Origin of the sequence: Halomarina litorea (assembly GCF_024227715.1) — an archaeon.
Taxonomy (GTDB): domain Archaea; phylum Halobacteriota; class Halobacteria; order Halobacteriales; family Haloarculaceae; genus Halomarina; species Halomarina litorea.
This window is the reverse complement of the sequence record NZ_CP100451.1, coordinates 40,770-64,049: the sequence shown is the minus strand read 5'-3', so window position 1 is coordinate 64,049 and position 23,280 is coordinate 40,770. Positions and strand designations below refer to the sequence as shown.

General features: G+C 62.8%; 26 protein-coding genes. 8 read left to right on the top strand and 18 right to left on the bottom strand.

The window, feature by feature from the left end; genetic code table 11:
- The first annotated feature begins 120 nt into the window (after positions 1 to 120).
- A complete protein-coding gene (locus tag NKG96_RS19860) occupies positions 121 to 864 on the top strand; it encodes a CPBP family intramembrane glutamic endopeptidase (protein WP_254538820.1) in 744 nt (247 codons plus the stop codon).
- 31 nt (positions 865 to 895) lie between these two features.
- Entirely contained in the window at positions 896 to 1,192 is a 297-nt protein-coding gene (locus tag NKG96_RS19855) for a DUF7520 family protein (RefSeq protein ID WP_254538819.1), read from the top strand.
- A gap of 66 nt (positions 1,193 to 1,258) precedes the next feature.
- Here the strand turns inward: NKG96_RS19855 and NKG96_RS19850 are convergent, their stop codons facing one another.
- From NKG96_RS19850 to NKG96_RS19835, 4 genes are all read right to left on the bottom strand, one after another.
- Positions 1,259 to 2,992: a cbb3-type cytochrome c oxidase subunit I gene (locus NKG96_RS19850; RefSeq protein ID WP_254538818.1), complete on the bottom strand. Its 1,734-nt coding sequence runs from the start codon at positions 2,990 to 2,992 to the stop codon at positions 1,259 to 1,261.
- A gap of 385 nt (positions 2,993 to 3,377) precedes the next feature.
- On the bottom strand, positions 3,378 to 3,683 hold the full coding sequence (locus tag NKG96_RS19845; RefSeq protein WP_254538817.1) for a DNA-binding protein: 306 nt from the start codon (positions 3,681 to 3,683) through the stop codon (positions 3,378 to 3,380).
- Between the two features lie 696 nt (positions 3,684 to 4,379).
- Positions 4,380 to 4,622 carry a hypothetical protein gene (locus NKG96_RS19840; protein ID WP_254538816.1) on the bottom strand — a complete coding sequence of 81 codons (243 nt, stop codon included), beginning with the start codon at positions 4,620 to 4,622 and terminating at the stop codon, positions 4,380 to 4,382.
- Positions 4,619 to 5,590: a transcription initiation factor IIB gene (locus NKG96_RS19835; protein ID WP_254538815.1), complete on the bottom strand. Its 972-nt coding sequence runs from the start codon at positions 5,588 to 5,590 to the stop codon at positions 4,619 to 4,621. Before NKG96_RS19835 ends, NKG96_RS19840 begins: the two co-directional genes overlap by 4 nt.
- Positions 5,591 to 5,607: 17 nt before the next feature.
- On the opposite strand from NKG96_RS19835, the gene NKG96_RS19830 reads away from it, so the two are divergent.
- The gene (locus tag NKG96_RS19830) at positions 5,608 to 6,384 is read left to right on the top strand and encodes a hypothetical protein (protein ID WP_254538814.1); all 777 of its coding nucleotides are present in this window, start codon (positions 5,608 to 5,610) and stop codon (positions 6,382 to 6,384) included.
- 149 nt (positions 6,385 to 6,533) lie between these two features.
- Here NKG96_RS19830 and NKG96_RS19825 read toward each other — a convergent pair whose 3' ends face one another.
- The 12 genes from NKG96_RS19825 to NKG96_RS19770 form a co-directional block, all read right to left on the bottom strand.
- Positions 6,534 to 7,433 (bottom strand): hypothetical protein, encoded by a 900-nt coding sequence (locus NKG96_RS19825; protein ID WP_254538813.1) that lies wholly within the window; start codon positions 7,431 to 7,433, stop codon positions 6,534 to 6,536.
- Positions 7,434 to 7,684: 251 nt separating this feature from the next.
- A complete protein-coding gene (locus tag NKG96_RS19820) occupies positions 7,685 to 8,758 on the bottom strand; it encodes a DUF7350 domain-containing protein (RefSeq protein WP_254538812.1) in 1,074 nt (357 codons plus the stop codon).
- A 98-nt stretch (positions 8,759 to 8,856) separates the two neighbouring features.
- A complete protein-coding gene (locus NKG96_RS19815; RefSeq protein ID WP_254538837.1) occupies positions 8,857 to 10,131 on the bottom strand; it encodes a DUF7405 family protein in 1,275 nt (424 codons plus the stop codon).
- Positions 10,132 to 10,226: 95 nt separating this feature from the next.
- Entirely contained in the window at positions 10,227 to 10,550 is a 324-nt protein-coding gene (locus NKG96_RS19810) for a DUF7471 family protein (protein ID WP_254538811.1), read from the bottom strand.
- A gap of 450 nt (positions 10,551 to 11,000) precedes the next feature.
- Positions 11,001 to 11,399 (bottom strand): helix-turn-helix domain-containing protein, encoded by a 399-nt coding sequence (locus NKG96_RS19805; RefSeq protein ID WP_254538810.1) that lies wholly within the window; start codon positions 11,397 to 11,399, stop codon positions 11,001 to 11,003.
- Positions 11,400 to 11,770: 371 nt separating this feature from the next.
- Positions 11,771 to 13,048 carry an MFS transporter gene (locus tag NKG96_RS19800; RefSeq protein ID WP_254538809.1) on the bottom strand — a complete coding sequence of 426 codons (1,278 nt, stop codon included), beginning with the start codon at positions 13,046 to 13,048 and terminating at the stop codon, positions 11,771 to 11,773.
- A 42-nt stretch (positions 13,049 to 13,090) separates the two neighbouring features.
- Entirely contained in the window at positions 13,091 to 14,212 is a 1,122-nt protein-coding gene (locus NKG96_RS19795) for an MBL fold metallo-hydrolase (RefSeq protein ID WP_254538808.1), read from the bottom strand.
- A 270-nt stretch (positions 14,213 to 14,482) separates the two neighbouring features.
- Entirely contained in the window at positions 14,483 to 15,469 is a 987-nt protein-coding gene (locus NKG96_RS19790) for a sulfite exporter TauE/SafE family protein (protein ID WP_254538836.1), read from the bottom strand.
- Positions 15,470 to 15,486: 17 nt separating this feature from the next.
- Positions 15,487 to 15,636 (bottom strand): DUF7512 family protein, encoded by a 150-nt coding sequence (locus NKG96_RS19785; RefSeq protein WP_254538807.1) that lies wholly within the window; start codon positions 15,634 to 15,636, stop codon positions 15,487 to 15,489.
- Positions 15,637 to 15,729: 93 nt separating this feature from the next.
- Positions 15,730 to 16,209, bottom strand: coding sequence for a YeeE/YedE family protein (locus NKG96_RS19780; protein WP_254538806.1), 480 nt, complete (start codon positions 16,207 to 16,209; stop codon positions 15,730 to 15,732).
- Positions 16,206 to 16,703 carry a YeeE/YedE family protein gene (locus NKG96_RS19775; protein WP_254538805.1) on the bottom strand — a complete coding sequence of 166 codons (498 nt, stop codon included), beginning with the start codon at positions 16,701 to 16,703 and terminating at the stop codon, positions 16,206 to 16,208. Before NKG96_RS19775 ends, NKG96_RS19780 begins: the two co-directional genes overlap by 4 nt.
- A gap of 20 nt (positions 16,704 to 16,723) precedes the next feature.
- Positions 16,724 to 17,914 (bottom strand): MBL fold metallo-hydrolase, encoded by a 1,191-nt coding sequence (locus tag NKG96_RS19770; protein WP_254538804.1) that lies wholly within the window; start codon positions 17,912 to 17,914, stop codon positions 16,724 to 16,726.
- Positions 17,915 to 18,144: 230 nt separating this feature from the next.
- Between NKG96_RS19770 and NKG96_RS19765 the strand changes: the two genes are divergently transcribed.
- The 5 genes from NKG96_RS19765 to NKG96_RS19745 all read left to right on the top strand — a co-directional run bounded on the left by NKG96_RS19765 (position 18,145) and on the right by NKG96_RS19745 (position 20,919).
- Positions 18,145 to 18,390, top strand: a complete 246-nt coding sequence (locus NKG96_RS19765) for a sulfurtransferase TusA family protein (protein ID WP_254538803.1) — start codon at positions 18,145 to 18,147, stop codon at positions 18,388 to 18,390.
- A 2-nt stretch (positions 18,391 to 18,392) separates the two neighbouring features.
- The gene (locus tag NKG96_RS19760) at positions 18,393 to 19,001 is read left to right on the top strand and encodes a DsrE/DsrF/DrsH-like family protein (protein WP_254538802.1); all 609 of its coding nucleotides are present in this window, start codon (positions 18,393 to 18,395) and stop codon (positions 18,999 to 19,001) included.
- A 49-nt stretch (positions 19,002 to 19,050) separates the two neighbouring features.
- Complete coding sequence (locus tag NKG96_RS19755) at positions 19,051 to 19,437, top strand: DUF302 domain-containing protein (protein ID WP_254538801.1); 387 nt, start codon at positions 19,051 to 19,053, stop codon at positions 19,435 to 19,437.
- Positions 19,438 to 19,603: 166 nt separating this feature from the next.
- Complete coding sequence (locus NKG96_RS19750) at positions 19,604 to 20,377, top strand: DUF2270 domain-containing protein (RefSeq protein WP_438267451.1); 774 nt, start codon at positions 19,604 to 19,606, stop codon at positions 20,375 to 20,377.
- A 269-nt stretch (positions 20,378 to 20,646) separates the two neighbouring features.
- On the top strand, positions 20,647 to 20,919 hold the full coding sequence (locus tag NKG96_RS19745; protein ID WP_254538800.1) for a DUF7967 family protein: 273 nt from the start codon (positions 20,647 to 20,649) through the stop codon (positions 20,917 to 20,919).
- Between the two features lie 137 nt (positions 20,920 to 21,056).
- Here NKG96_RS19745 and NKG96_RS19740 read toward each other — a convergent pair whose 3' ends face one another.
- Both NKG96_RS19740 and NKG96_RS19735 read right to left on the bottom strand, forming a co-directional pair.
- The gene (locus NKG96_RS19740; protein ID WP_254538799.1) at positions 21,057 to 21,317 is read right to left on the bottom strand and encodes a saccharopine dehydrogenase NADP-binding domain-containing protein; all 261 of its coding nucleotides are present in this window, start codon (positions 21,315 to 21,317) and stop codon (positions 21,057 to 21,059) included.
- Positions 21,314 to 23,263 (bottom strand): copper-translocating P-type ATPase, encoded by a 1,950-nt coding sequence (locus NKG96_RS19735; RefSeq protein WP_254538798.1) that lies wholly within the window; start codon positions 23,261 to 23,263, stop codon positions 21,314 to 21,316. Before NKG96_RS19735 ends, NKG96_RS19740 begins: the two co-directional genes overlap by 4 nt.
- Positions 23,264 to 23,280 lie beyond the last annotated feature (17 nt).

Genomic DNA, 23,280 nt, shown 5'->3' with positions numbered 1-23,280 from the left:
TACAACCGGTATCGAACGAGAGGTGGATTTAGTACTGAGTTCGACTCGTGGAGTGATGCCCTCTCTCGGAGTTGGTGACGATACGTAACCGGTTTGCCGGAGGCACCCGAAGCAGGGTCGATGAACACGCCCGAACGGGACATCAAAGGAGTGAAGACACTTCTCGAATCGGGGGGTCTGGCGATCGGAGCACTCGTCGTCGGGGCGTCACTCCTTACGGTGACGATCGGGGCGTTGGAGGGAGTCGGGATCGGCATCCGGAACCACCCTGCTCGCCAACTTCTCCTCTCGACCGTGTTGCTGCAAGGCGTCGCCTTCGGTGGGGTCGCCCTCGGCTACCTCTGGCTCACCGGTCGCGGGTTCGAGATGCTGCGAGTCCGAGTACCCACACTCCGAGATATCGGGTGGATCGTCGGGGGGTTCATCGTCTTGGGTGGACTGCTCGTCGGCATCTCACAACTCCTCGGACTGCTCGGTATCGAACTGGCACAGAACGACGTCGTGAGTACCGCCAGTCAGGAACCGATCGCGTTCCTGTTGCTGGTTCCCCTGTCGATCTTGCTCGTTGGCCCCGGCGAGGAATTGCTCTACCGTGGCGTCATTCAAGGCTCGCTCGCCGAGTCCTTCCACGTCGGTCGAGCGATTATTCTCGCGAGTGCGTTGTTCGCGGCCATCCACGTCTTCTCGCTCCTCGGGAGTGGTGCTGGTGTAGCGGCGTATATCGGATTCGTATTCGTGCTCGCGACCGTGCTGGGGGCGACGTACGTGCTTAGCGACAATCTACTCGTTCCGGCGGCGATCCACGGCCTGTACAACGCCGCGCAGTTCGGTCTCGCATACGTGCAGGCGGTCGGACTGCTCTGAGAGAGACCAACTGCGACGTACCGAAGCGACCATGATGATGGCATTCATATCAACTCCTACTGTGAGCCGAGTGAAGTCACAGCGCTCCGGGCGAACGGTCCTACTTATCGTCGCCATCTCTGCCGTCGTGATCGGTGCCGTGTTCGGCTACGTGATCGGCCTCGTCGCACCGGGTGTGTTCGGTCACATCCAAGTCGCCAGCGTCGTGCGATTCCACCCGACCCCAAGTGGACTCGCGACGTACGGCGCACTGATGACAGCGGTCGTACTGGGTGGGCTCTTCGGGGCCGTCCAGTTCGTCTCTCGCTACGATACTGACGCCCGCTGAGGACCGGCCAAACAGTCGCTCTCTCGATGCGTTAGCAGCTGTGTGACCTCTGACGAGGTGTTGCTTTCAGTCGATCCCTCGCTCTTCGTCCAGTTTCTCCTCGAACCACTGCCATTCTCGTGTGAACTGCCCGACCGACTTGAGGTTCCAGACGTCGGCATCCATGACGATCGGGCCGGTCCGCAGTGATTGAACGAGGTTGATGACCCACAGGCCGACACTTAGCATGATGAGATAGGCCCCGGCTGTCGTGACCTGCTGGAGCAGTTCGAACTGCTCGGGATACTCGGCGTAGCGCCGCGGGAGCCCGAGATATCCGACGATGAGCATCACGGTGAACGTGACGATGACGCCGATGATGAGCGTCACCGCCTGCACCTTCGCGAGACGCTGATCGTACATCCGCCGGGTGAGGATCGGATACCAGTAGTAGCTCGCGGCGACCATCGACATCGCGATGATGCCCATGATGATGAAGTGGAAGTGCCCGACGACGTAGTAGGTGCCCTGGAAGGCATAGTCGACGGGGATCGAGGCGAGGAATACGCCAGTCACCCCGCCGATGACGAACGTCCCGATGCCACCCAACAGAAGGATCATCGGGGCGGTGAGCCGCAATTGACCCGACCACAGTGTCGTCATCCAGTTGAACGTCTTGACGGCGCTCGGAACGGCGATGGCGATGGTGACGGCCATGAAGCTCGCGCGGATGCGCGGGTCGACGCCCGTCGTGAACATGTGGTGGGCCCACACGCCGAAGGAGAGGACGCCGATGGCGAGTGTCGAGTAGACGATGAACTTGAACCCGAAGAGCTTCCGACCGGCGAATTTCGGGAGCAGAAAGCTGGTGAGCCCCGTCGCCGGGAGGAAGAGGATGTACACCTCCGGGTGGCCCCAGAACCAGAAGAGGTTCTGAAAGAGGATCGGGCCGCCACCCTCGAGGGCGAAGAACATCGTCCCGAAGTTGCGGTCCATGAGCATCATGATGAGCGTGCTCCCCAGCAGGGGGAACGCGAACAGGATGATGCCCGATTGGGTCAGCATCGTCCACGAGAAGATGTCGAGGTTCGCCCAGCTGACTCGCTCGCCACGCTCCGTAAACACGGTCACGATGAAGTTGATGGCACCGAGCGTCGTCGAAATCCCCGAGAGGTGCAGTCCCAGCAACATCAGGTCGACCTGTTGATTGACCTGCTGAATCGACAGTGGGGTGTACATCGTCCACGATGTCGTCGGAGGGCGCAACGCGAACAGCGGTTCGACTAGCACGCCGAGTGCTGGTGCCAGTAGCTTGGCGACGATCTCCGTGACCAGTCCACCACGCACTAAGAGGAGTGCAGGCGGAAGGAGCCAGAACGCGATCGCGTTGATCCGTGGGAACGCCATGTCCTCGGCGTCGATCAGAATCGGGAGGAAGTAGTTCGCGATACCCGCGAACACCGGCACGACGAAGAAGAAGATCATCGTGATGCCGTGAGTGGTAAACAGTGCGTTGTACGTCTCGTTCGACCAGATGGTGGTATCGGCGGTCAGCAGTTCGGTCCGGACCATCATCGCGTCCATTCCGCCCCAGAGTGCGGCGACGGTCCCGAAGACGATGTAGAGGATGCCGATATCCTTGTGATCGACCGTCGTCAGCCATCGGACTACGCCGAAGGGCTTCGTCGCCTCTGACTCGTACTCTGAAACGTATCCCCCGTCCGTGCGAGCGGACCTCCACTCGTCTCCGTTCCTCCGATAGCCGAGGAGTACCAATGCTCCGACGAATACTGTCCCTAAGAGGAGTCCCGTGAGAATCATGGGTTAGTAGAGCACGCTCCGACCTGCGCAACCGAGAGTGGTGGTCACGCGTCCCATTCGACGGTCGAGGATACAGCAGTCGCTCACGATTGGAATTCGTGACAGCGGTGTATGAGCCTCGATTCGCGAGCCGGTGCCTCCGTTCTGTCGGAGTACACTGGTGTTGGTGTAGCTGCTCGTTTCGCGGATAGCAGCGTTGAGGTAGGCAAATAGTTCATCGTTCGAGTCGCTATCCCGAGTTCGGCCACCCGGGAAAAGAGCCTGTGTCGGGTTCCTGTTCAGTGGGAATCACCCAACCCGTAAAGCCCGTCGTCAGGACAACCGAACGGGCAGGACGAGAGCTTGGGGCGACCGTCCGACGCGTGATGGGGACGTCCAAAGGGAGCTAGGTCATGGCCGCATAGATGAGGAGAAAGCCGAAGTAGAGGAGAACGAGCGCGAACAGCGCTTTCAGTCGAAACATCCCGAGCGACTCCTGTTCCTCTTCGTATGCCCGTATGGACTGGGCCTTCTCGTGCTCGCTCAACTCCGCTTCGTGTGCTAATCCCTGGTGCAATGCGAGCTGCTCGGTCGTCGGGAACGGGACGTCACAGATTTCACAGCGAGCTGCGGGAGTCTCGCCCTGTGGTACCTCCAGCTCAGAGACGGGGACGTCTGCTGGTCCCCTTCCCAATCCGCCCCGGTTGGTCATCACTAGATGATTCGCACGATACGGCCAGTATCTTTCGACACGTCGGGAAAAATGTAAGTTTATTATCAATTTTTCCGGGGGGATTCGTCTCCCGTATCGCGTGGTCAGCGACCCTATCGCTCGCGCGTGCTTCTCGACGAACAGGTGTAGTGCCCCGGCTCACAGTTGCAGAATACAACGACGATAATCGATCAATGGGCTCATTTCACTGGTCGCCCTCTGCCATATCGATGCCGGATAACGATCGCGACGGCGTGTCGTCTGCTCGCGTACTCGCGACGACGACAGCGGAAGTCGTCGTGCTCACTTCGCCGGTAGGAATCGGGGTCGGCATTGCTGCCGTCGTCGAGTTCCGGGAGCTATTCCCTCTCTTTCTCAGCTGTGTCTCCGGGCTTGTTCTCGGCCTCTGGCTCAGTCGAGTGACGCGGTTCGGCCGGGTTCTCAGTTGGTCGCGACCGACGGCGCGAGTTGAGTGGGCGACATCCGGTGTCGCGTACACAGGAGCGAGTGCAATCAGTGTCGTTCTGGGTGGCATGGCGTGGACTGTGTTCGATCAGGCTGCTGGACTCGCGGTGGCAGCGATCGTTCCGCTCTGGTTTCTCCGGCGTCTTCGAATTCACCTACAGCCGTGGTAGGGCCGATAGTCGGACGGTTCGGGGAGAAGAGATAGAATCGCCGCTGTAAGGAAGCCGGGAGTCAGTACTGGGTCGCCGATCCGTGATTGCGTCCGCTCTCCTTCCTCAGTGAGTGTTCGCGTCCACTCGGGGTCACGCAGTACCGTCCACCACTGATCGTTCTGATCGCTCCGTCTCGACGGAGCTGGGTACAGATCCGATCGACGGTGAGGGGGTGGTCATCGATTCGTTCGGCGATCTCAACAGTATCGAGCGGTCCGTGGGTGTCAAGCGCCCCAAGAACATCTCGTTGCAGATCGGTCATCGTCCCTGCTCCGCTCTGACTTCGAGGAGCTCCTGGTACCGATTTCGAATCGTCACTTTGCTCACGTTCGATGCGTGACTGACCGTCGCCTGGGTGATCTCCGTGTTCGTCAGTCGGGCCGCTGCATAGAGGGCAGCGGCCGCGAGCCCAGCAGGGTGCTTCCCACTGTGAACCCCCTGTCGCTTTCCTGTCTCGAGGAGCTCACGGGCGACCCGCTCGACCTCGTCGGGGAGTTCGATCGCCGAAGCGAACTGCGGGACGTACTGGACTGGATCGGTCGGCGCGATCGCGAGGCCGAGTTCGCGAGAGAGATATCGATAGGCCCGTTGGATCGGGAGTTTCTCAACCCGACTAACGGCTGCACATTCGACAAGCGTCCGTGGGGAGCCCTGTTGGCGCGCCGCCCCGTACAGGCTTGCCGTCGCCATCCCCTCGATAGATCGACCGGGGAGTAGTCCCGCTTCGACGGTACGCCGATAGATGACACTCGCCGTCTCGCGGACGTCTGTCGGGAGGCCGAGTGCGGAGGCCATGCGATCGATTTCACCAAGGGCCTGTTTGAGGTTCCGTTCCTGGGAGTCCTTCGTCCGGAAGCGCTCGTCCCAGGTTCGCAACCGCCGCATCTTCTGTTGCTGACGTCCGGAGAGTGTTCGGCCGTAGGCGTCTTTGTCTTGCCAGCCAATCGTTGTACTGAGCCCTTTATCGTGTTTGAGCTTCGTAACCGGTGCCCCGACGCGGCTTTTCGTCGATGACTCGTCCTCAAACGAGCGCCACTCTGGGCCATGGTCGATGAGATCCTCACCCAGTACGATGCCACAGTCGTCACAGGCTGTCTCGCCGTGTTCGTGGTCGTGAACGACGCGTCCGCCACACTCCGGACACTGCGTCTGGCTGCCCTCGTCCGGTCCAGCGCTCTCGGATTCGGACGCTTCGCCGCGACTCGGTCGTTCGATCGTTGATTCGTTCATTGGACGTTGTAGAGTGATTGGGTCCGCAATCCGCGTGTTGTTGTAGCACATCTCGGAGCGAAGTCGATGTAAAGAATTGTCGGCCTACCACGAACTGGGAATCCGAAGAGGACGAGAGCGATGGCTCATTCGTCGATCCAACCAGAACAGATACTGTCGCCATTGCATGTACTCTCGAACGTAGCATGGTACGAGATACGCCATCGGATACGGACAGGAGCATACTCAGTCATCTCGGGCGTCGTCGATTCCTCAAGAGTTCGGCAGGCATCGCTGCCGGTGTCGGCGCCGTTCCCGCGCTCAGCGGCGTCGCGTCGGCGCACTTCCCCGTCGAACTCGATATCGACGTACAACCCGACAACGCCGACAACTTCGTCGACCTCGACGACCACGACCAGGTTTCGGTCGTGGTCTTCCCATCTGAGTATCTCAGTGACGGCGAGAAGACGACGTTCGACCCGACGGAGGAGGACGTGCGCTATCGCTTCGGCTCCCGGAGCGCGCTCGACGATGGGGAGGGCGCTCGCCCAGTCGACGACGGTGAGGTCAAAGAAATGACGACTGGACATGGCGACGAGAAACAGACCACCGAGGTTCTCGAGTTGCGCTTCCCCGTCGGTGAGACGGGACTCGAGAAGGGCGACGACACCGCCTGGCTCTTCTGGGAGCGTGACGAGTCGGGGGAACACGGTCTCTCCGGCGTCGACACCGTCTCAGTGTATGGTGGCGACCAATCCTCGGAGGACCTACTGGAACTCCTCCGGCGACTGCTGAGGGCCTTCGACAAGCGCTAGTCAGCCGATCAGCGAACCGATCTTCGGTCGGAGACGGTCGAGATACTACGAGCTTCGTAGTACCGAGTGCCGATCAGGGTATCAGTAGGAGAGCGAGAGTGAATAGAACGTCCAAACGATGAGGAACGGAGTATCGACAGACTCTCTGATCAGTCCGATGAGGACGGGACGCCAGCTGACGCCGACGACTGGACGGGGCGCCTATCGGACGAGCGGACAAGCGTTGCCACGAGTAGAAGGACGCTCACAGTGAGGAACAGGCCACCGACCGGCGACGTCGGGTCCATGAACGCCCAGTAGACGGGCGTGGCTGCTGCGCCGAAGACGGCACTCAGCACGCCGTACATCGCCGGTGCGCAACAACAACAGGCAGTCGCGCCGGACGCAGCGAGCGACCCGGCGAACGCGCTGTCGGCCGTCTCATCATTCGCACGTGTCCACCGGTCGGCGACGTACCCCGCGTTCAGTCCGACCAGTGTCGCGAGCACGCCGACGAGGATGACGGTCCCGATCGAGACGAACCCGGCCAGCGGAACGGATGGGAAGTAGAACTCGACGGCCGGCCACGAGACGAGCGGGTCGGTCAGCGGGACGACCACGACCTTTCGTGTCGTGTCCATCGAGGGCACGGTGTCCGGATTGAGCGACAGGGTTCCCGCCGAGAACGCGAAGAACACAGCGAACAGTCCACTCGCCGCCAGTGCTGTCCGACTGGCGAGCTGATTGCGTCGAATACGCATGAGCAGCGTCCGGGCGTCCTGCTGGATGATACGTCCGACGGCTACCGGGAACGCGAACACGAGCGCGTACCCGAGTGGGTGTGTGATGCCGTTGTTCGGCATCACCGCTGGATACATCACCCACGCGCCGAGTACGGCCCCGAGTGCCATGTATCGGGGCCGGTCGTGCCAATAGTACCACCCGGCGACGAGGCTTCCCAGCATGATGGCGCTTCCAGTCAGGAACGCCACGGGGCCGTAGAGTTCCCCGAACTGCGGTCCACTGGCAGCGACGACTTGCAGTTCGACGAGGCCGATCCCTCCGACCATCGCCAAGATACCACCGGCGAAGACCCCTACAATTGCGCCACGACCGCCGAGAACGCCGCGTCGGGCGGCCAGTGCGCTCAGCCCTGCCCCGATGATACCGACCGCGACGAGCGCAAACAACACCCAGTGTGGTGTTCCCGCGTGTGTTGTTCCGCTGTGTGCCTGGGCGGTCGGTATCGCCGCGGTCGCTACGGTGCTGACACAGAGGGCACTGAGCACGCGACGGGCCAGTACGGTAGAGCCGGGTCGTGTCATTGGAGTTGGATCGTTACGTCCGACATATCGCCCATGAGTCCGCCGAAGGCGGTTTCGTATCCTTCGTGGCGGGCCGTCTGAGGTTGCGTTCCGACCGAGAGCGTCAGTTCGTCGCCCGGCTGAACGTCGTCAACGACTGCGCCGTAGTGGTAGTTCAGGGTCGGATCGAGCGTCCGCTGGAGCGATCCCTCGAAGACCGTCTCGCCGTCCCGGACAAGCGTCCCCGAGAGGCCCATCGCGGGAACGATCATTCGGTTGTAGGGCGTCCGCGCCGAGACGGCGAGATATGATTTCTGCTCGTCGATGCCCTGGGGCGGGCTGTCGAGGACCGTCGGTACGAACCCTACGTCGTTGCTCGTTCCCTCGCCGACGACCCGTCCGGGCAGGTCGTCTGTGGTCGGGGCGAACGACTGGGGAACCCCTTCCATCTCCATTGGTTCGACCGCACCTTTCGTACCTGCTTTCTCGTCGAGCGTCCGGAACATCACCTCCTGTTTGGTCTCTTCGCTGTACTCGAACTCGATATCAACGCTCGTCGGTTCACCGAATCTGTCGACGAACGACCCCGTTCGGCGGGTCGACAGTCCACCGACACTCAGGGTGGCGGTGTAGGTCCCGTCCTCGAACGGGCCGAAGTTCGCACCGTAGTGAAACCTCATCGGCTGGGAGAGCATCGGGTAGATTGTCTCTTGACTGACCGACTCACTGTCTCGTGAAATCTCGACGGTTAGTCCCGTTTCAGGGATGACGACGCCCGTCTCCGGGTCCCAGACCGAGGCCATGAGGTGGGCCGAATCGTCCTCTTCGATACTCGTTTTCTCGACGCCCTCACCGTTGACGTTCCAGAAGCGGTGGGCGAAACTGTACATCAGGCCGAACTTGTAGTCGCCACTCGTACCCATCCCGGCCATCGTCATTCCCTCGACGTGACTCGGGTAGTACACCGCGTCGGGACGGTTCTCCGGAAGCGGTGGTTCTCCCGCGTTGCGCGTCTCGAACAGTCCCGAGATCGAGGTACATCCGGATAATGCTGCGGCCCCGGCGAGCGACGCTCCTCCCCGAAGTACCATCCGCCGTCTCATTAGTCGGGCTTCGGAGGTCACACGAAAACGGGTTCTGGTTGGACCGTCGAACGCGTGTGAACGTTGTTCACGGTTCGTGTTGGTCGCTAGCTCGGGTCGGCCGGTGGGAGTGCTCGGAGCGAGCGCGGCGGAAGGAGGTAGTTCCCGCGGCGGCGGACGAACGTGTACTCGAGGATACCGTTGTTGACACGCTGACGGACCGCTGGACTATCAACGTCGTCGGTCGCGTTCATCGCCTCGCGGGTCTTCACGAAGTCGCTAATACGTCGCTGGAGCGAGAGGAAATGAAGACCTGCCTCGCCACCGTCCGTCGAGTCGAAGTCCCGCCGCAGGATAATCGGCGAGCCGTCTTCCCGGGCGAGCGCCGTCTTCTGGGAGTGACCGACGCGGCCGTATTCCCGGGCGGATTCATTCAGCTCGGCACACTCGTCGACCCGGCTCGACTCGCCGAGGCTCTCGCCGGTCCCCTCGACGAGGTTCTGTTCGGCGTGGAAGGGACAGAACATCTCCCCGACGCGGTCGTCGTGGTCTTGCTCGCCGTACCAGTCCTCCAACCGAAGCCGGATTTTCGAGATGTGCTGGGTCGTCCCATCGGCGAACGGCCCGTCCCCGATAGCGACTCGGTCCTCGCTGGCCTGGTTTTTCTGAAATCCCGATTTGAATCCCATATACAACGGAGCATCCTCCGGGACGGAATCGGAGTCGGGGATGCCATCGACGTCCTGGTGATCGGCCGGTAAACCCTCGCCAACGAAGCCCGTTCGGCGATCGGCTCGCTCGAAGACGTCTCCGAGGGACGCCTCAACGTCGACGCCGTTGAGTGTGTCTTTCTCGCCGAGTAGTGCCTCCTCGGCAGCGAGGACGACCGATCCGTAGTCGCTCGCGAGGTGGACGACCGCGTCGGGCGTGTCGAATTCGGGCTGTTCGAACGGCGAAAGGGGCTCTGGCGCGGGGAGATCCACACTGTCAGGGAGCGACGCGTCGAAGCGCTCGAAGTACGCCGGGGAGTAGCTCACAGTGAAGAGGAGCCCATCGTGGCGGCGCGGATAGGCGTGTTCCAGCGTTCGGAGCGCCTGTTCCATCCGTTGCCGGTCGCGCTCGCTCGGCGTGCCCGAGCGGGCGTAGTCAAGGTAGAGCAGCACGCGGTGGCGCGGGCCGAGGTGGTTGTTGGCGTCGTCGGTCGCGAGCACCTCGTTCCACGCGAACTGTCGTTGCGGAATGGACGAGAGGTCTTCCGGCCCGCGAGGGATATCTGGCTCTTCACGGTCGAGACAGGCGCTGAGTGCGCTCGCCCCGCCGATAGCGACGGCCGACTTGACGAACGCGCGCCGGGAGACACCGCGCGACGTGTTCGATGGCATCGGCCTCGCTATGGCACCCCCGGGATAGTGTGTTCTGGTTGGATCGTCGGAACGGCCCCCACGTGAAAGACAACTGACGGTATAAGCGCTCGTCGTCACTCGTCGCCGGGGGAAATCGGGGCCATGGATGGCGAGTCGGCTGTGCGAGCAGTACCGACAGCGGCGAGCAACAACCCGACGAGTGCCAGATCGAGGGCGTGTTCGAGGAAGTGATGGGGGTCCGAAGCGACAACCCCCGCGATCACCAGTGTGCCGACGATAGTCCGAACGAAAAGCATCCCGAGCGCAAGCATGACGAACAGGTACGGTCGGGATCGTCGCCGAATGAACGCTCCGGTAGCGAGACTGACGAGGAGGAGCGCTCCGCCGCCAGCGAAGACGAGAGTGAGTGCGAGCCCTGAGCCGTGTCCACCAGCCATAGAAGAATCATAACTGTTTCGGTAGTCATTGGTATTCTAGTCCGTTCGTCGAACACGGCGGCTCAGCAGAGGTGTTAATCAGGTCCCTCTAGTAGGATTATCGAAGTGAAGGGTACATCGATTGGTGAGACAGCCTTCAGCCACCGACAGAGACTCGCTTCGTGTCTCGATACGGCTGCTCAACGACCGCAAGCGATCTCTCGGAAACGACGGACATACTGCTGGAGTATCGTAGCAGATATCTCGATGGGTCTTACCGACTATCGGGCAGAGTGCTCTCCAATCGATGCTAAATCCCCACACTACGCCCACTTTAAGCAGTGGAATCAGTTTACGGCGTAGTTCGGTCGGACCTCGTTGATCGGTTACGAGAGCGACGAGAAGGCGGCCATGCCGGACGTCCGGGCGTCGCTGACGTTACTCCCAGTCAATGGCCCATTGAAGTCACAATCACCCTTCGGCAGGCGGCGCCTCTCCCTGTTCGTACTTGGCCTCGAACTCCTGGATGAGTTGTCCCATCTTCGCGTACCAGTCGTTGAGCATCCGTTGCATATCGGTCGTGATTTTCGAGGAGTCTGTCGGGGAGTAGACATGGTAGAACCCACCCTGCTCGTAGTTGATCTGCTCTTTCTGAATGAATCCAGCCTGAAGCAGCCGCTGGATAGAGCGGTAGGCGGTCGAGCGCTCGCGACCCACAACACCCGCGACTTCGTCGATCGTAAGTGGCTCTGCTGCGTTCACAAGGACCTGAAAGCACTCCCTGTCTAGTTGTCTAAGACCGTGGAAGCACTCAAGGAGCCCTTCACACTCCATATCTTGCCGCAATTGAGCGGCCATCGACTCGGGCATTGGTGTTAGCGATAATAGCGGTCGCACAGGCAAAAGATTTGTGTGCAAGTTGTACAATTTCGTGCCACGCCGGGGCCGTCGTTCGAATGCGTCGAACGAGTACTGAACGCCAGAACCGTCCAGGTACGAACGAGCATCGAGCGACGCGACGCTATCGTCGACACAGCCACGACTCGCTACCGACGAGCGGACGTTGTTCGGTGATTCTGTCTATTTGAACCACTCCCTATCGAGAGCCAAGCGCACAAGACACGTCGACTGTCCATCTGCAAACCAACTCACTCTGAGGAGGCATTGCAGTCGGAGTAGTAACGGCTTCCCCTCCGCTTCCCCGCCAAGTGAAACGGCAGGTCCTCCCAGTACCTCCTCGATCAACTGTTCACTTGTTCCGCGGAGACCTCGCCAGCGTGGTCGTCCGTACTGTAGTCCGGGTGGGTTTCCCGCATCCACGCGAGCGCGATACCCCCCGAGACGAACATCGCGACGGCGACGACGTAGAACGCGGCCTCCGTCGAGACGAGGTCCGCCGTCACGCCGATGACGATCGCACCGAACCCGTAGCCGGCGTCACGCCACATCCGATAGACGCCGAGGCCGGTCGCCCGCCACGAGGGATGTGCGGCGTCGCCGACGACTGTGATCAGGTTCGGGTAGAGGAGTGCCATCCCGACGCCAGTCACGGCGGCGGTGAGGACCCACGACCAGTAGCCGGAGACCAGTACCGTCGCGAGTACTCCAGCCCCGGCGACGAACATCCCGGCCACCACGGGTGGCCGCCGACCGATATCGTCCGCGAGTTTCCCCGTGTAGAGCTGCAGGACCCCCCAGACACCACCGTAGACGCCGACGACGACGCCGACCTCGGCGATGGTCAGGCCCGATGCCGTCAGGTAGAGGGGGTAGGCAATCCAGACGAGTGCGTCGACGAACTTCTCGACGCTCCCGGCCTGTGCCGCCGCGAAAAGCGTCCTGTCGCCGTACGTCGCCCGTTTCAGTACTTCTCGGAATGGGAGGTCAGCGTCTGTCTCGGCTCTCCCGGCATCCTCAGCTTCCGCCCGTGCGTAGGGGAGTGTCTCCTCGACGAAGAGGACCGAGACGAGGAGCGCGACCACGACGACGCCCGCGAGGAAATAGAACGGCTCGGGGCGGAGCCCGTACTGGGCGGCGATGGCGCCGGTGACCCACGTCCCGACGGCGACGCCACCGTAGCCGAAGGCTTCGTCGAGGCCGACTGCGAGTCCACGCACGTCGCTGCCGGCGAGGTCGATCTTCGCGTTGACGCTCATGCTCCACGCGAGCCCCTGGTTAATCCCAAGGAGGACGTTCCCGATCGTGATCCACCACCAGTTCGGCGCGTAAACGAGGATCACCGGGATTGGCAGCGCGACCAGCCACCCGGCGACGAGGATGGGCTTGCGGCCGTAGGACTCCGACCACTTCCCGCCGTAGAGATTGAGCAGGGCCTTGACGAAGCCGAAGCTCACGACGAACGAGCCGATGACCAGCATCGACTCGACGCCCAGCACGTCGCGTCCGAGCACGGGGACCACGTTCCGTTCGGCGCCGATGGTCAGCCCGACCGCGAACACGGTGAGCAACTGGAGCGCGAACTGCGACCGGTTCCGTCGGATGCCCTGTGTGTACGACATTACGTAGAGATAGAGATGATCTCGGTCAGACTGGTTCGGTCGTCAGTTGGCGGCGCAGTTGTTCGGGCCGAGTTCGAGTTCCTCGACGTCGTCGCCGGGCTGTTCCTTGCCCCAGTTGATCTGTTTTATCTCGTTGTAGTTGGCGGGTTCGTCCGCGAGACTCTCGACGATGGTCTCGACGAACGCCTCCTCGTCGCCCTCCTCGACGTAGCTCAGCAGTTCGTTCGTCGACTCCGCTTTCAGCTCGCCGAGTTCGGTCGCGAGCGGGCGGACCGCCTCGTCGCTGAAGTGACCGGGGAGGACGACGGTCCCGTCGTCGAGGTCGGTGAGCTCCTCGAGGCTCTCGAACAGCCGGCTCGCGGCCGTTCGGACGGCGTCCTCGGAGCTGTCCTCGAGGTCGGGCCGGCCGACGCTCCGGAGGAACAGCGTGTCTCCCGAGAGGAGCGCGTCGCCGAACTCGAAGGAGACGCTGCCGGGCGTGTGACCCGGAGTGTGACGGACGACGAGTTCACGGTCGCCGACGGTGATGGTGTCGCCGTCGGCGAGTTCATTCACGCGGTCGAGGGAGGCGACGTCCTCGCCGTGGAGGTAGTAGGGCACGTCGAGCTCCCCCGCGAGGCGCCGCGCCCCCGAGACGTGGTCGGCGTGGGCGTGTGTGTCGGCGACGCCGACGATCTCGACGTCACGCTCCTCGGCGGCGTTCAGGTAGTGGTCGAGGTACTGGGAGGGGTCGACGACGACGCCCTCGCCGTCGTCGTGGACGAGGTACGAAACGCAGCCCGTCCCCGGTCGGACGACCTGAACGACGCCCTCGGCGCCCTCGACCTCGTACTGGCGGTGGACACGTCCCCAGCCGTTCATCCCGTCGTCGATGGATTCGGCGTCGTAGCCGTGTTCGCGCAGGAACTCGGCCGCGCGGGCCGACGTGATGCCGGCGACGCAGACGACGACGATCTCCTCGTCCTCGGGGAGCTCGTCGAGGTGCTCCTCCAGCGTGGAGAAGTCGTGGTCGAGCAGTTCGTCGTAGACAGGGAGGTTCGTACTCCCGGGGATGGACCACTCCTCGTAGTCCTCCTCCCGACGGACGTCGAGGATGAAGGGGTCGGCCCCGTCGTCCTGTACCCGCTGTGCGACCTCGGTCGCCGCGAAGCCAGTATTGCTCATTACATCCACAACCATGCTCGACAGACACTTAAACTCGTTGGCTGCGGGAGAGTGACATACTCGCAGCACTTCGCGGAGCAGAGCCTCGATGAGGTTCACATTGAACGATTCGTCTGTCAACGATATTCACTCGCGTCGCATGGCGAGCGTACTCACGACGACCCGTATGTGGCACCGATGCACAACCGGTCGATCGCCGTAGCGTACGGATCGAGGCGCTACGGTTCGTCCCAAACGGTGTAGAACCGGCGTGACCGAGCAGCCGAGCGGTCAAGGAGTGGTGAGCCGACACCACGTCCCCGTCCGGTCGCCACGGAGCCGACAGACCGCAGCGAGCACGACCGCTCCGCTGACGAGGATCGCCGCACCGAAGATGAGTACGATGCTCGCCGTGTTCAGTAACTCGATCCCGTAGGCGTTGCCGAGTTCCTTCGCCGCGACGGCGACGCTCCCTGCGAGTAACATCGCTGCGAAGTACCCCTTGATGGCGTCCTCCTCAACGAGCTTCGTCGCACCCGCTCCGACCCGGGCGCCGAGCGCACTCCCGGCGAGCAACGCACCGACGACGGGGAGGTCGACGGCCCCCAACTGGGCGTATCGGAACGCGCCGAACGCCCCCGAGATGGTGATCTGGAGGATGTCCGTGCCCACGGCGATGCCAGCGGGCACGCCGAGACCGTACATCATCGCGGGCATCAGGAGGAACCCGCCACCGACCCCGAGAAAACCGGACAGCATGCCGATGACGAGGCCGAGCGCGAAGACGATGGACCCGGAGACACGGACGCCACCGCGCAAGGTCACCATCGGGGGAATGTGCAATGACTGGACACGGTCTGCGAGAGACCGTTCTGTCCCATCGGTGTCCGTGTCGGTCCGCTGTGCATCGCGCAGCGTGAACAGGCCGACGATCGTGAGCAGGGCGACGTAGGCGATGCTGATGATGAGGTCGGCCTGCCCCGTCGCATCGAGCGAGACCACGACACCCTTCCCGCTCTCGATGCCGATCGTCATGGCGACGGTCATGATGAGCGCGAGTTTGTAGTCGACCTGGCCGTGGTCGCGGTGGCGGAGCGCGCCGATGACACTCGTCCCGAAGACGAACGCAAGGCCGCTCCCGACCGCCACCGTCGAGGGATACCCCATGACCAGCAGTGCCGGCGTGACGAGGAACGACCCGCCCATCCCGAAGAACCCAAACAGGATCCCGATGAGCAGGCCGAACCCAACGAACCCCCCGACCAGCAGCAGGCTCATTCCGAAGAGCTCCACGCTCAGTCACCTCCGACCGCGTCGAGAAGGGGTGACCCGACGAGACTCGCGAGGGCGCCGTACCCGACGTACAGCGCCAGCGCCTCCCCGAGGACGAACCCGACGGTCGCTATCGCACCTGCTGACCCGCTTACGGCTTCGATTCCGACCATTTCAATTGTACCCCGTTGTCTTGTTTAGTAGTTCGATTATCACACAATACTCCTGACGAACACCGGATATCGGGTTGTGAGGGACCATAGATATCAGTCGGTGGGAGCGGTGTCCGCGGAGTCGGCGTCCTCGGCGCGATACGAACGGACGTACCCCTGCGCATACGCACCGAGGAACATCCCGAGGACCGCCCAGAGGATAGGGAGGTTCCCGATACCGACGCTGGCGTAGGCGGCCCCGGGACAGATGCCCGAGACCCCCCAGCCGACGCCGAAGATGACCCCGCCGATGGGGACGTTCCGATCCATGGTCTTCAGTCGGCGGGTGTACGCACGCCCGGTGAGAGGTGCCCGGTCGAGGAACCGGGTCGCCCCGAAGAACGTCACTCCGGAGACGACGGCGGCCCCACCCATCACGAACAGCAGCCCGAGGTCGTCGAACTGGAGGAAGTCCAGGACGATCTCGGGTTTCGCCATCCCGCTGAGTGCGAGGCCGAACCCGAACACCAGACCGCCGAGCAGGACCGCGAGCATGAAGGCGGGCCCGCGCCCGTCGTCGGTGTCGGCGCTCATGGCGACACCCCCAGCGCGGCGACGAGCTGCGCCGTCCCGATGGCGAGGGCCATGAACGTCGCGACGTTCACCAGCGACGTCTCCGAGAGCGACCCGATGCCACAGACGCCGTGGCCGGAGGTACACCCTTTCCCGATGCGCGTGCCGACGCCGACGAGGACGCCGCCGCCGAGCAGTCGCCACCACTGGACGTCCGTCGTCCAGCCGAACTCGCCGACAGCGAGGGCGTACACGGCGGCCCCGCCGACGATACCCAGCGTGAACACCACTCGCCAGTCGCGAGAGGCGAGGTACTTCGCCCGGTTGAACCGGGGGACGTCAGAGACGTACGATAGCGTCGACTCGAGGAACGTGCTCGCGCCCGCGATGATCCCCGTCGAGAGGTAGACCGTCGCCACGCCGAGGCCGATGAGGACGCCGCCGACGGCGTACTGTGTGACCCCGCGCGGGAACAGGTCCCCGAGCGCGAGTAGCGGAAGTATCGTCGTGTCCATCAGTTCGAGACCCCCCGTCATCAGTCGCTGGTCATCGCGTCGCTGCTGGCGGCGCAGTTGTTCGGCCCGAGTTCGAGTTCGAACGCCTCCTCGTCGTCGGTCGCCCGCCGGCCGAGGTTCGTCCCGATGATCTCCTCGTAGTTCGCCGGCCGGGGGGGCATGTCCGAGAGGATGAACTCGACGAACGCTTCACGATCCATCGACAGTGCGTCCATGCGCGCTTTCAGGTTACCCAATCGAGCGACGTACGTCCCGTCCGTCCGCGGGGTCGCGGCGTCGCTGAAGTGGGCGGGCGCGACGAGTACGTCGTCGTCGAGCGGGAGGACCTTCGACTGCAGCGTGTCGTGGAGTTCGGCGGCAGCCGCTCGGGCCGCCTCGTCGTCCGCCCCTTCGAGGTCCGGCCGGGCGACGCTCTCGGTGAACAGGCCGTCGCCGGTCAGGAGGACGGCGTCGTCGACGAGGTAGGAGGTCATCCCCGACGTGTGTCCGGGGGTGTGGAGCACGTCGACCCCGACGTCACCGACGGTGAGTCTATCGCCGTCCTCGACGGTCTCGTATTTGACATCGTACTCGACGCCGCGCTCGACGGCCGGCTCGGGCAGGACGACCCGCGCGCCGGTTTCGGCGGCGAGTTCGCGGACGCCGCTGACGTGGTCGGCGTGGACGTGCGTGTCGACCGCGTACGTGATCTCGGCACCCATCGCCCGCGCGTCCTGTACGTAGTCGTCGACGAACGCCCGCAGGGGGTCGAAGACGGCGGCTTCGCCGTCGCTGACAACCATGTACGTCATGCAGCCACTAGAGGGCCGCTGGTACTGTGCGACCGTCGCGTCCGTGTCGGCGTCCAATTCGCGGTACTCGTAGATCCGTGCCCAGCCGTTCATCCCGCGTTCGAGGTTGACCGCGTCGAATCCCGCGTCAAGGAGGTGACCGGCGACGTACTCGCTGGAGCCGCCCTTCGCACAGACAACGACCGTTGGGTCACCGTCGGGGATGCGCTCGAGTTGTTCCTCGCTGACCCCGTCGAGTAGCTCGAAGTACGGGATGTTGACCACGTCGACACGCTCGCCGTCGATGCGCCACGTTTCGAACTCGCTTTCGGCGCGCACGTCCAGTATCTGGACGGGGGCACCGTCGTCGATGCGTCGCTTGAGCGTCCCGGGGTCAATCGATGCTACGTTCGCGTCCGGTTCGGGAGATTCGTCGTCCATCTGTACCCGTTGCTACTGGCCGGTCGTGTATAAGGTTTCCCATGATTTTGTGAGAACCGAGCAATTCTGATACGGCTTGAACGAGCCCTCACTACTCGAAAAGACCTCTGTGATGCACATGGAATCGATATACATGGTATAGTAGTGGGTGCTCTATCCAATAGTCGACACACTTTTTAGCGATGGGGCAGTATTGTCTTCCAAGCCCAATACAGAACGGGCATATCAACATGAGTACGGAATACACAGTCACCGAGACGCTCGACGTGAAAGGCGAATCGTGCCCGATGCCGGTCGTGAAGACGAAACAGGCAATCGACAGTCTGAACGAGGGCGACGTGCTGGAAGTGCTCGCCACCGACTCCGGCAGCGTGAGCGACATTGCGGGCTGGGCTGAGACGACCGACGGCGTCGAACTCCTCGACCAGCAGGAGGACGGCGACGTGTTCAAACACTACGTGCGCAGGACCGAGTGACCATGAGTACCGAGACATCCGACAGTTCGGAAGCGGAGCGCGCTGTCGAACCTGTCGACGCTCCCGAGGACCTGACGGCGGCAGAACTCGCCGCGGAGGTCGAGGAGCTACGCGAGCAGGTGACGGACCTCAAAGCCGAGATAGGCGATGACGGGAAGTCGATGGTCATCGTCGCGACGAAAGGGAGCCTCGACATGGCGTATCCGCCGCTCATCCTGGCCTCGACAGCAGCGGCGTTCGGCTGGGACGTCACCGTCTTCCATACGTTCTGGGGGCTCGATATCCTCCACGAGGAGAAGTCGAAGAACCTCAAGCTCTCCGCGGTCGGGAACCCGAACATGCCGATGCCGAACGCGCTGGCGGCGCTTCCGGGGATGGACTCGATGGCGACGCGCATGATGAACCGGAAGATCGCGGACAACGGTACCGCGACCATCGAGGAACTCATCGACGTGTCGCTCGAACAGGGCGTCGACCTCCAAGCCTGTCAGATGACTATCGAACTGATGGACTACGACGAGAACGACTTCTACGACGGCGTCACGACCGGTGTCGGTGCGGCCACGGCGCTTCAGCGGATGGCCAATGCCGACGTCCAGTTGCTCGTCTGAGACCTCCCACAGGACAACAACTACACCGACCCCACTCCACCAGCACATCATGACCTACACGACACAGACCGAAGTCGACAGGCCGTTCGACGACGCCGTCGATCGAACGATCAGCGCACTCGAGGAGGAAGGGTTCGGTGTCCTCTGTGACATCGACGTCCGGGCGACGTTCGCCGAGAAACTCGGCGAGGAGTTCCGGCAGTACCGCATCCTCGGCGCGTGCAACCCGCAACTGGCCTACGAGGGACTCGAATCTGAGGTCGAACTCGGCGCGCTCCTCCCGTGCAACGTCATCGTCTACGAACGGGACGACGGAACGGTCGTCGTGAGCGCGGTCGACGCCGGGCAGCTCGTCGGGATCACCGACAACCCGGAGCTCGATCCGATAGCCGAGGACGTGTCCGACCGGTTCGAGCGCGTTCTTGGGTCGCTGTGAGTCCCTCGTCCGACGCCCGCCCCGTCGGCTCCCTCCTTAGACCGGTGGCGTCGGGCGGGACACGCTCGGCGACGGGCCCCCGGCAGTTCCACTCGCGACCGACCGGGAGCCGAGGGGACTCCCCTACGGATTGGACGCCCCGACCGCTGACAGCACGAACCATCACATGAGCGATTCCGAACAGAACGCGACGCGAGAGCCGCGAACCGACCCGGGGAGCGACGGCTACGACTGCGACGAGTCGTTCGACGCGGTGAGCGAGGAGGCCCGGACGATGGGTCGGGGGTTCTTCGAGGAGTCGAGCGCCCCCGGGTCGGCAATGGCGCACCTCTACCGGGGGGAGATCCACCGGATGAAGCTGTGGCGCGAGCGCCTCGACCGCACCTCGAACTGGGCGGTGACGCTCATCGCGGCCATCCTCACCTACGCGTTCTCGGGGGGCGACCGCCCACATTACATCATCCTCGTCGGCGTCGTCATGGTGACGGTGTTCCTCGTCATCGAAGCCCGTCGGTACCGCGGCTACGACATGTGGCGCTCTCGGGTCCGGATACTCCAGCGGAACGTCTTCGCGTACTCGCTCGACCCCTCACAGGGCATCGAGGACCCCGACTGGCGTCCGCGGCTCTCCCGGGACTACCGCGAGCCTCGGGCGAAGGTCTCCTACGAGGAGGCCATCGCCCATCGACTGCGCCGAGTGTACCTCCCGCTGTTGACGGTGCTGCTCGCGGCGTGGCTATTCCGGATCTTCGTTGCCTCGGGAACCGAAGGAGCCTGGCCCGCGAGTGCCGCGATGGGCGCGATACCAGGGACGGTCACCACGGCACTCGTCGGTGCGTTCTACCTGATGCTCGCCGGAATCACGTTCCGCCCCCGCGTCTGGCAGGCAACCGGTGAGCTCCGACGGAGCGAGGTCGGTGCCTGGGACGACATCGAGTAGGGGAGTACCCGTTCTGTGTATAGCATCGGAAAGGACTGGGTTGAATCGACTATGCCGTCGCGGTCATCGATGACGACGAGGGAATGGCGCGCTGGCTCGCCGGGAAACCCGACGCAGCGCGCTGGAAGCTAAGTCACTGTCGAGGAGGTAGATTGAGACAGTGGAGAAGTCGAGCTCTGAACACAGCTCTTGACTATCGAGTTCGGATTCGACGCCTGCCGTCAGTGTAAGCCCAACGACTATCCTCGTGTCCCCCATCCGCTTCGGCAGTGTCTTCCGAAAGTGACACCGTTCGCGTGTGGCTCGTTGAGCGCGGGTACAACAACCGTGATCTAGTCATCCTCAAGTACGCGACCGCTGATGGTGAGCGACTCTTCCGACGGGAACTCGCCGCCCAGGCGATCGACCTCGATACGGTGACTGCCGCAAAGGATGTCTCTCCCGACAACCTCGAATCCGTCGATGAGGCGGAGTTGAAAGAACGGTATGAGAACGAAGCCACTCGCATGATAAAAGAACACGATCCTGATGATACGATCTGAATCCCGCTCCCGTCGTGCGCTGATCCCCTTCAGTGAGCTGTAGTACGCCGAAGACAACGACCAGAGGTTCGCCAAGGTGTCTCAACAAGCCATTATCGATATCATTAGGTCTACTGCGACGATACCAGGCGACGGTATTACACCCGCTTCGTGGTCAGCATATCCACGCACATCACGATCTGGTCCGGATCTTCGAGGACACGAGCGTACGAACCCGTCTCTTGGAAGTCGAACGCAACGCCAGAGACGTGGTCTCCGAACTCGCTGGCGACGGCGTTCGTTTTGATCGCGTCGCGACCAGCGATAATCACTGCGCTCGGGTCGTCAGGCGCAGTGGCCAGTTCTTCTGCTATCGTGTGACCGACCGATCCGTAGCCTCCGACGATCAGCGTCGTCATGCCGAGAGGTCGACTCCCCGGAGTCGGCGGGCGTTGATCGCGACGATGATCGTCGACAGCGACATGAACACGGCGCCGATCGCCGGCGACAGCAGAATCCCGATGGGTGCGAGGACTCCCGCAGCGAGAGGCAGCGCGAACACGTTGTAGCCGCTGGCCCAGACGAGATTCTCCTGCATCTTCCGGTAGCTCGCCTTCGAGAGTTTGATGAGACGGACGACATCTAGTGGGTTGTTGTCGACGAGGATGATGTCGCCCGACTCGATGGCCACGTCGGTTCCCGAGCCGATGGCGATGCCCACGTCGGCTCTGGTGAGCGCGGGGGCGTCGTTGACGCCGTCGCCCACCATGGCGACCAGCTTCCCTTCCGACTGGAGCTGTTCGACCTTGGTGTCTTTCTCCTCGGGCAGGACCTCCGCGAAGTACTGGTCGATGCCGAGTTCTTCGGAGACGGCCTTCGCGACGTCCTCGGAGTCCCCCGTAAGCATCGCCACCTCGATTCCCATTTCGTGCAGTGCCTCAATGGCCTGCCGACTCTCCTCGCGGATGACGTCCGCCAGCGCGAACGCCGCCATGACTTCGGATTCGTCGTGAATCAGGTAGATGACCGTCTGTGCGTTCGAGCCGGCTTCCTCCGCGAAGGCGGTGATGTCGTCGGGGCGGTCGATACCGAGTTTCTCGATCAGGTTGGGGCCGCCGAGGTGAACCACCTCGCCATCGACGGTCGCCCGAACGCCGAGTCCACGGAGGTTCTCGAACTTCGAGACGCTCGCTCGCTGGACGCCCCGCTCCTCGGCGGCGTTCCGGATAGCGCGGGCAATCATGTGCTCGGAATCACCCTCGACGCCCGCAGCGACTTCGAACGCCCGCTCCTCGTCCCAATCGCCTGCCGTCTCGACACCGACGACGCCCTGCTCGCCCTTCGTGAGTGTTCCGGTCTTGTCGAACATCACCGTATCGAGGTTCCGGGCCTCCTCCATAGCGATGCGGTCGCGGATGAGCATCCCGTTCTGGGCAGCCGTGGAGGTGTTGATCGCCACTACGAGCGGGACGGCCAAGCCGAGGGCATGCGGACAGGCGATGACGAGGACCGTCACGACGCGTTCGAGCACGCCGATGTTGAACCCGACCGCGACGACCCACGCGATGGCCGTAATCGCCGCGACGCCGAGTGCCACGTAGAACAACCAACCAGCGGCCCGGTCGGCCAGGAGTTGCGTACGGGATTTGGACTGCTGGGCCTCGTCGACCAGTCGCATAATGCCCGCCAGCGTCGTCTCGTCGCCGGTCTTCGTGACGCGAACGCGGAGGCTGCCGTCCTGGTTGACCGTACCAGCGACGACTTCCGACCCGGGTTCCTTGTCGACAGGACGGGATTCCCCAGTAATCATCGATTCGTCGACCGAGGACTCACCCTCGACGACTTCCCCATCCGCAGGTACACTTGCACCCGGACGAACGAGAACGACGTCGCCCTCGCCGAGTTCAGAGACGGGTACCTCCTCCGTGTCTCCGCTCTCGGTGACGCGCTCGGCGGTGTCGGGCATGAGCTTCGCCAGCTCGTCGAGCGCTCCAGAAGCCTGTCGGACCGACCGCATCTCCATCCAGTGGCCTAGCAGCATGATGTCGATCAGCGTGACGAGTTCCCAGAAGAATGGCGTCGTCCCCTCGAGGAACAAACTCGCAATCGAGTAGACGAACGCGACGGTGATGGCCAACGAGATGAGCATCATCATCCCCGGCTCCCGGTTCTCGAGTTCCGTCCGGGCCATCGAGAGGAATGGAATCCCACCGTACGCGAAGATGATTACCGAGAGGACTGGCGTGATCCAGACACTACCTGGGAACGTAGGCGCGGAGTAGCCGAAGACGTCCTGGATGAACTCGCTGAAGAAGATGACTGGCACCGAGAGGACGAGCGACACCCAGAACCGCCGGCGGAACATCCCTTCGTGGCCCGTGT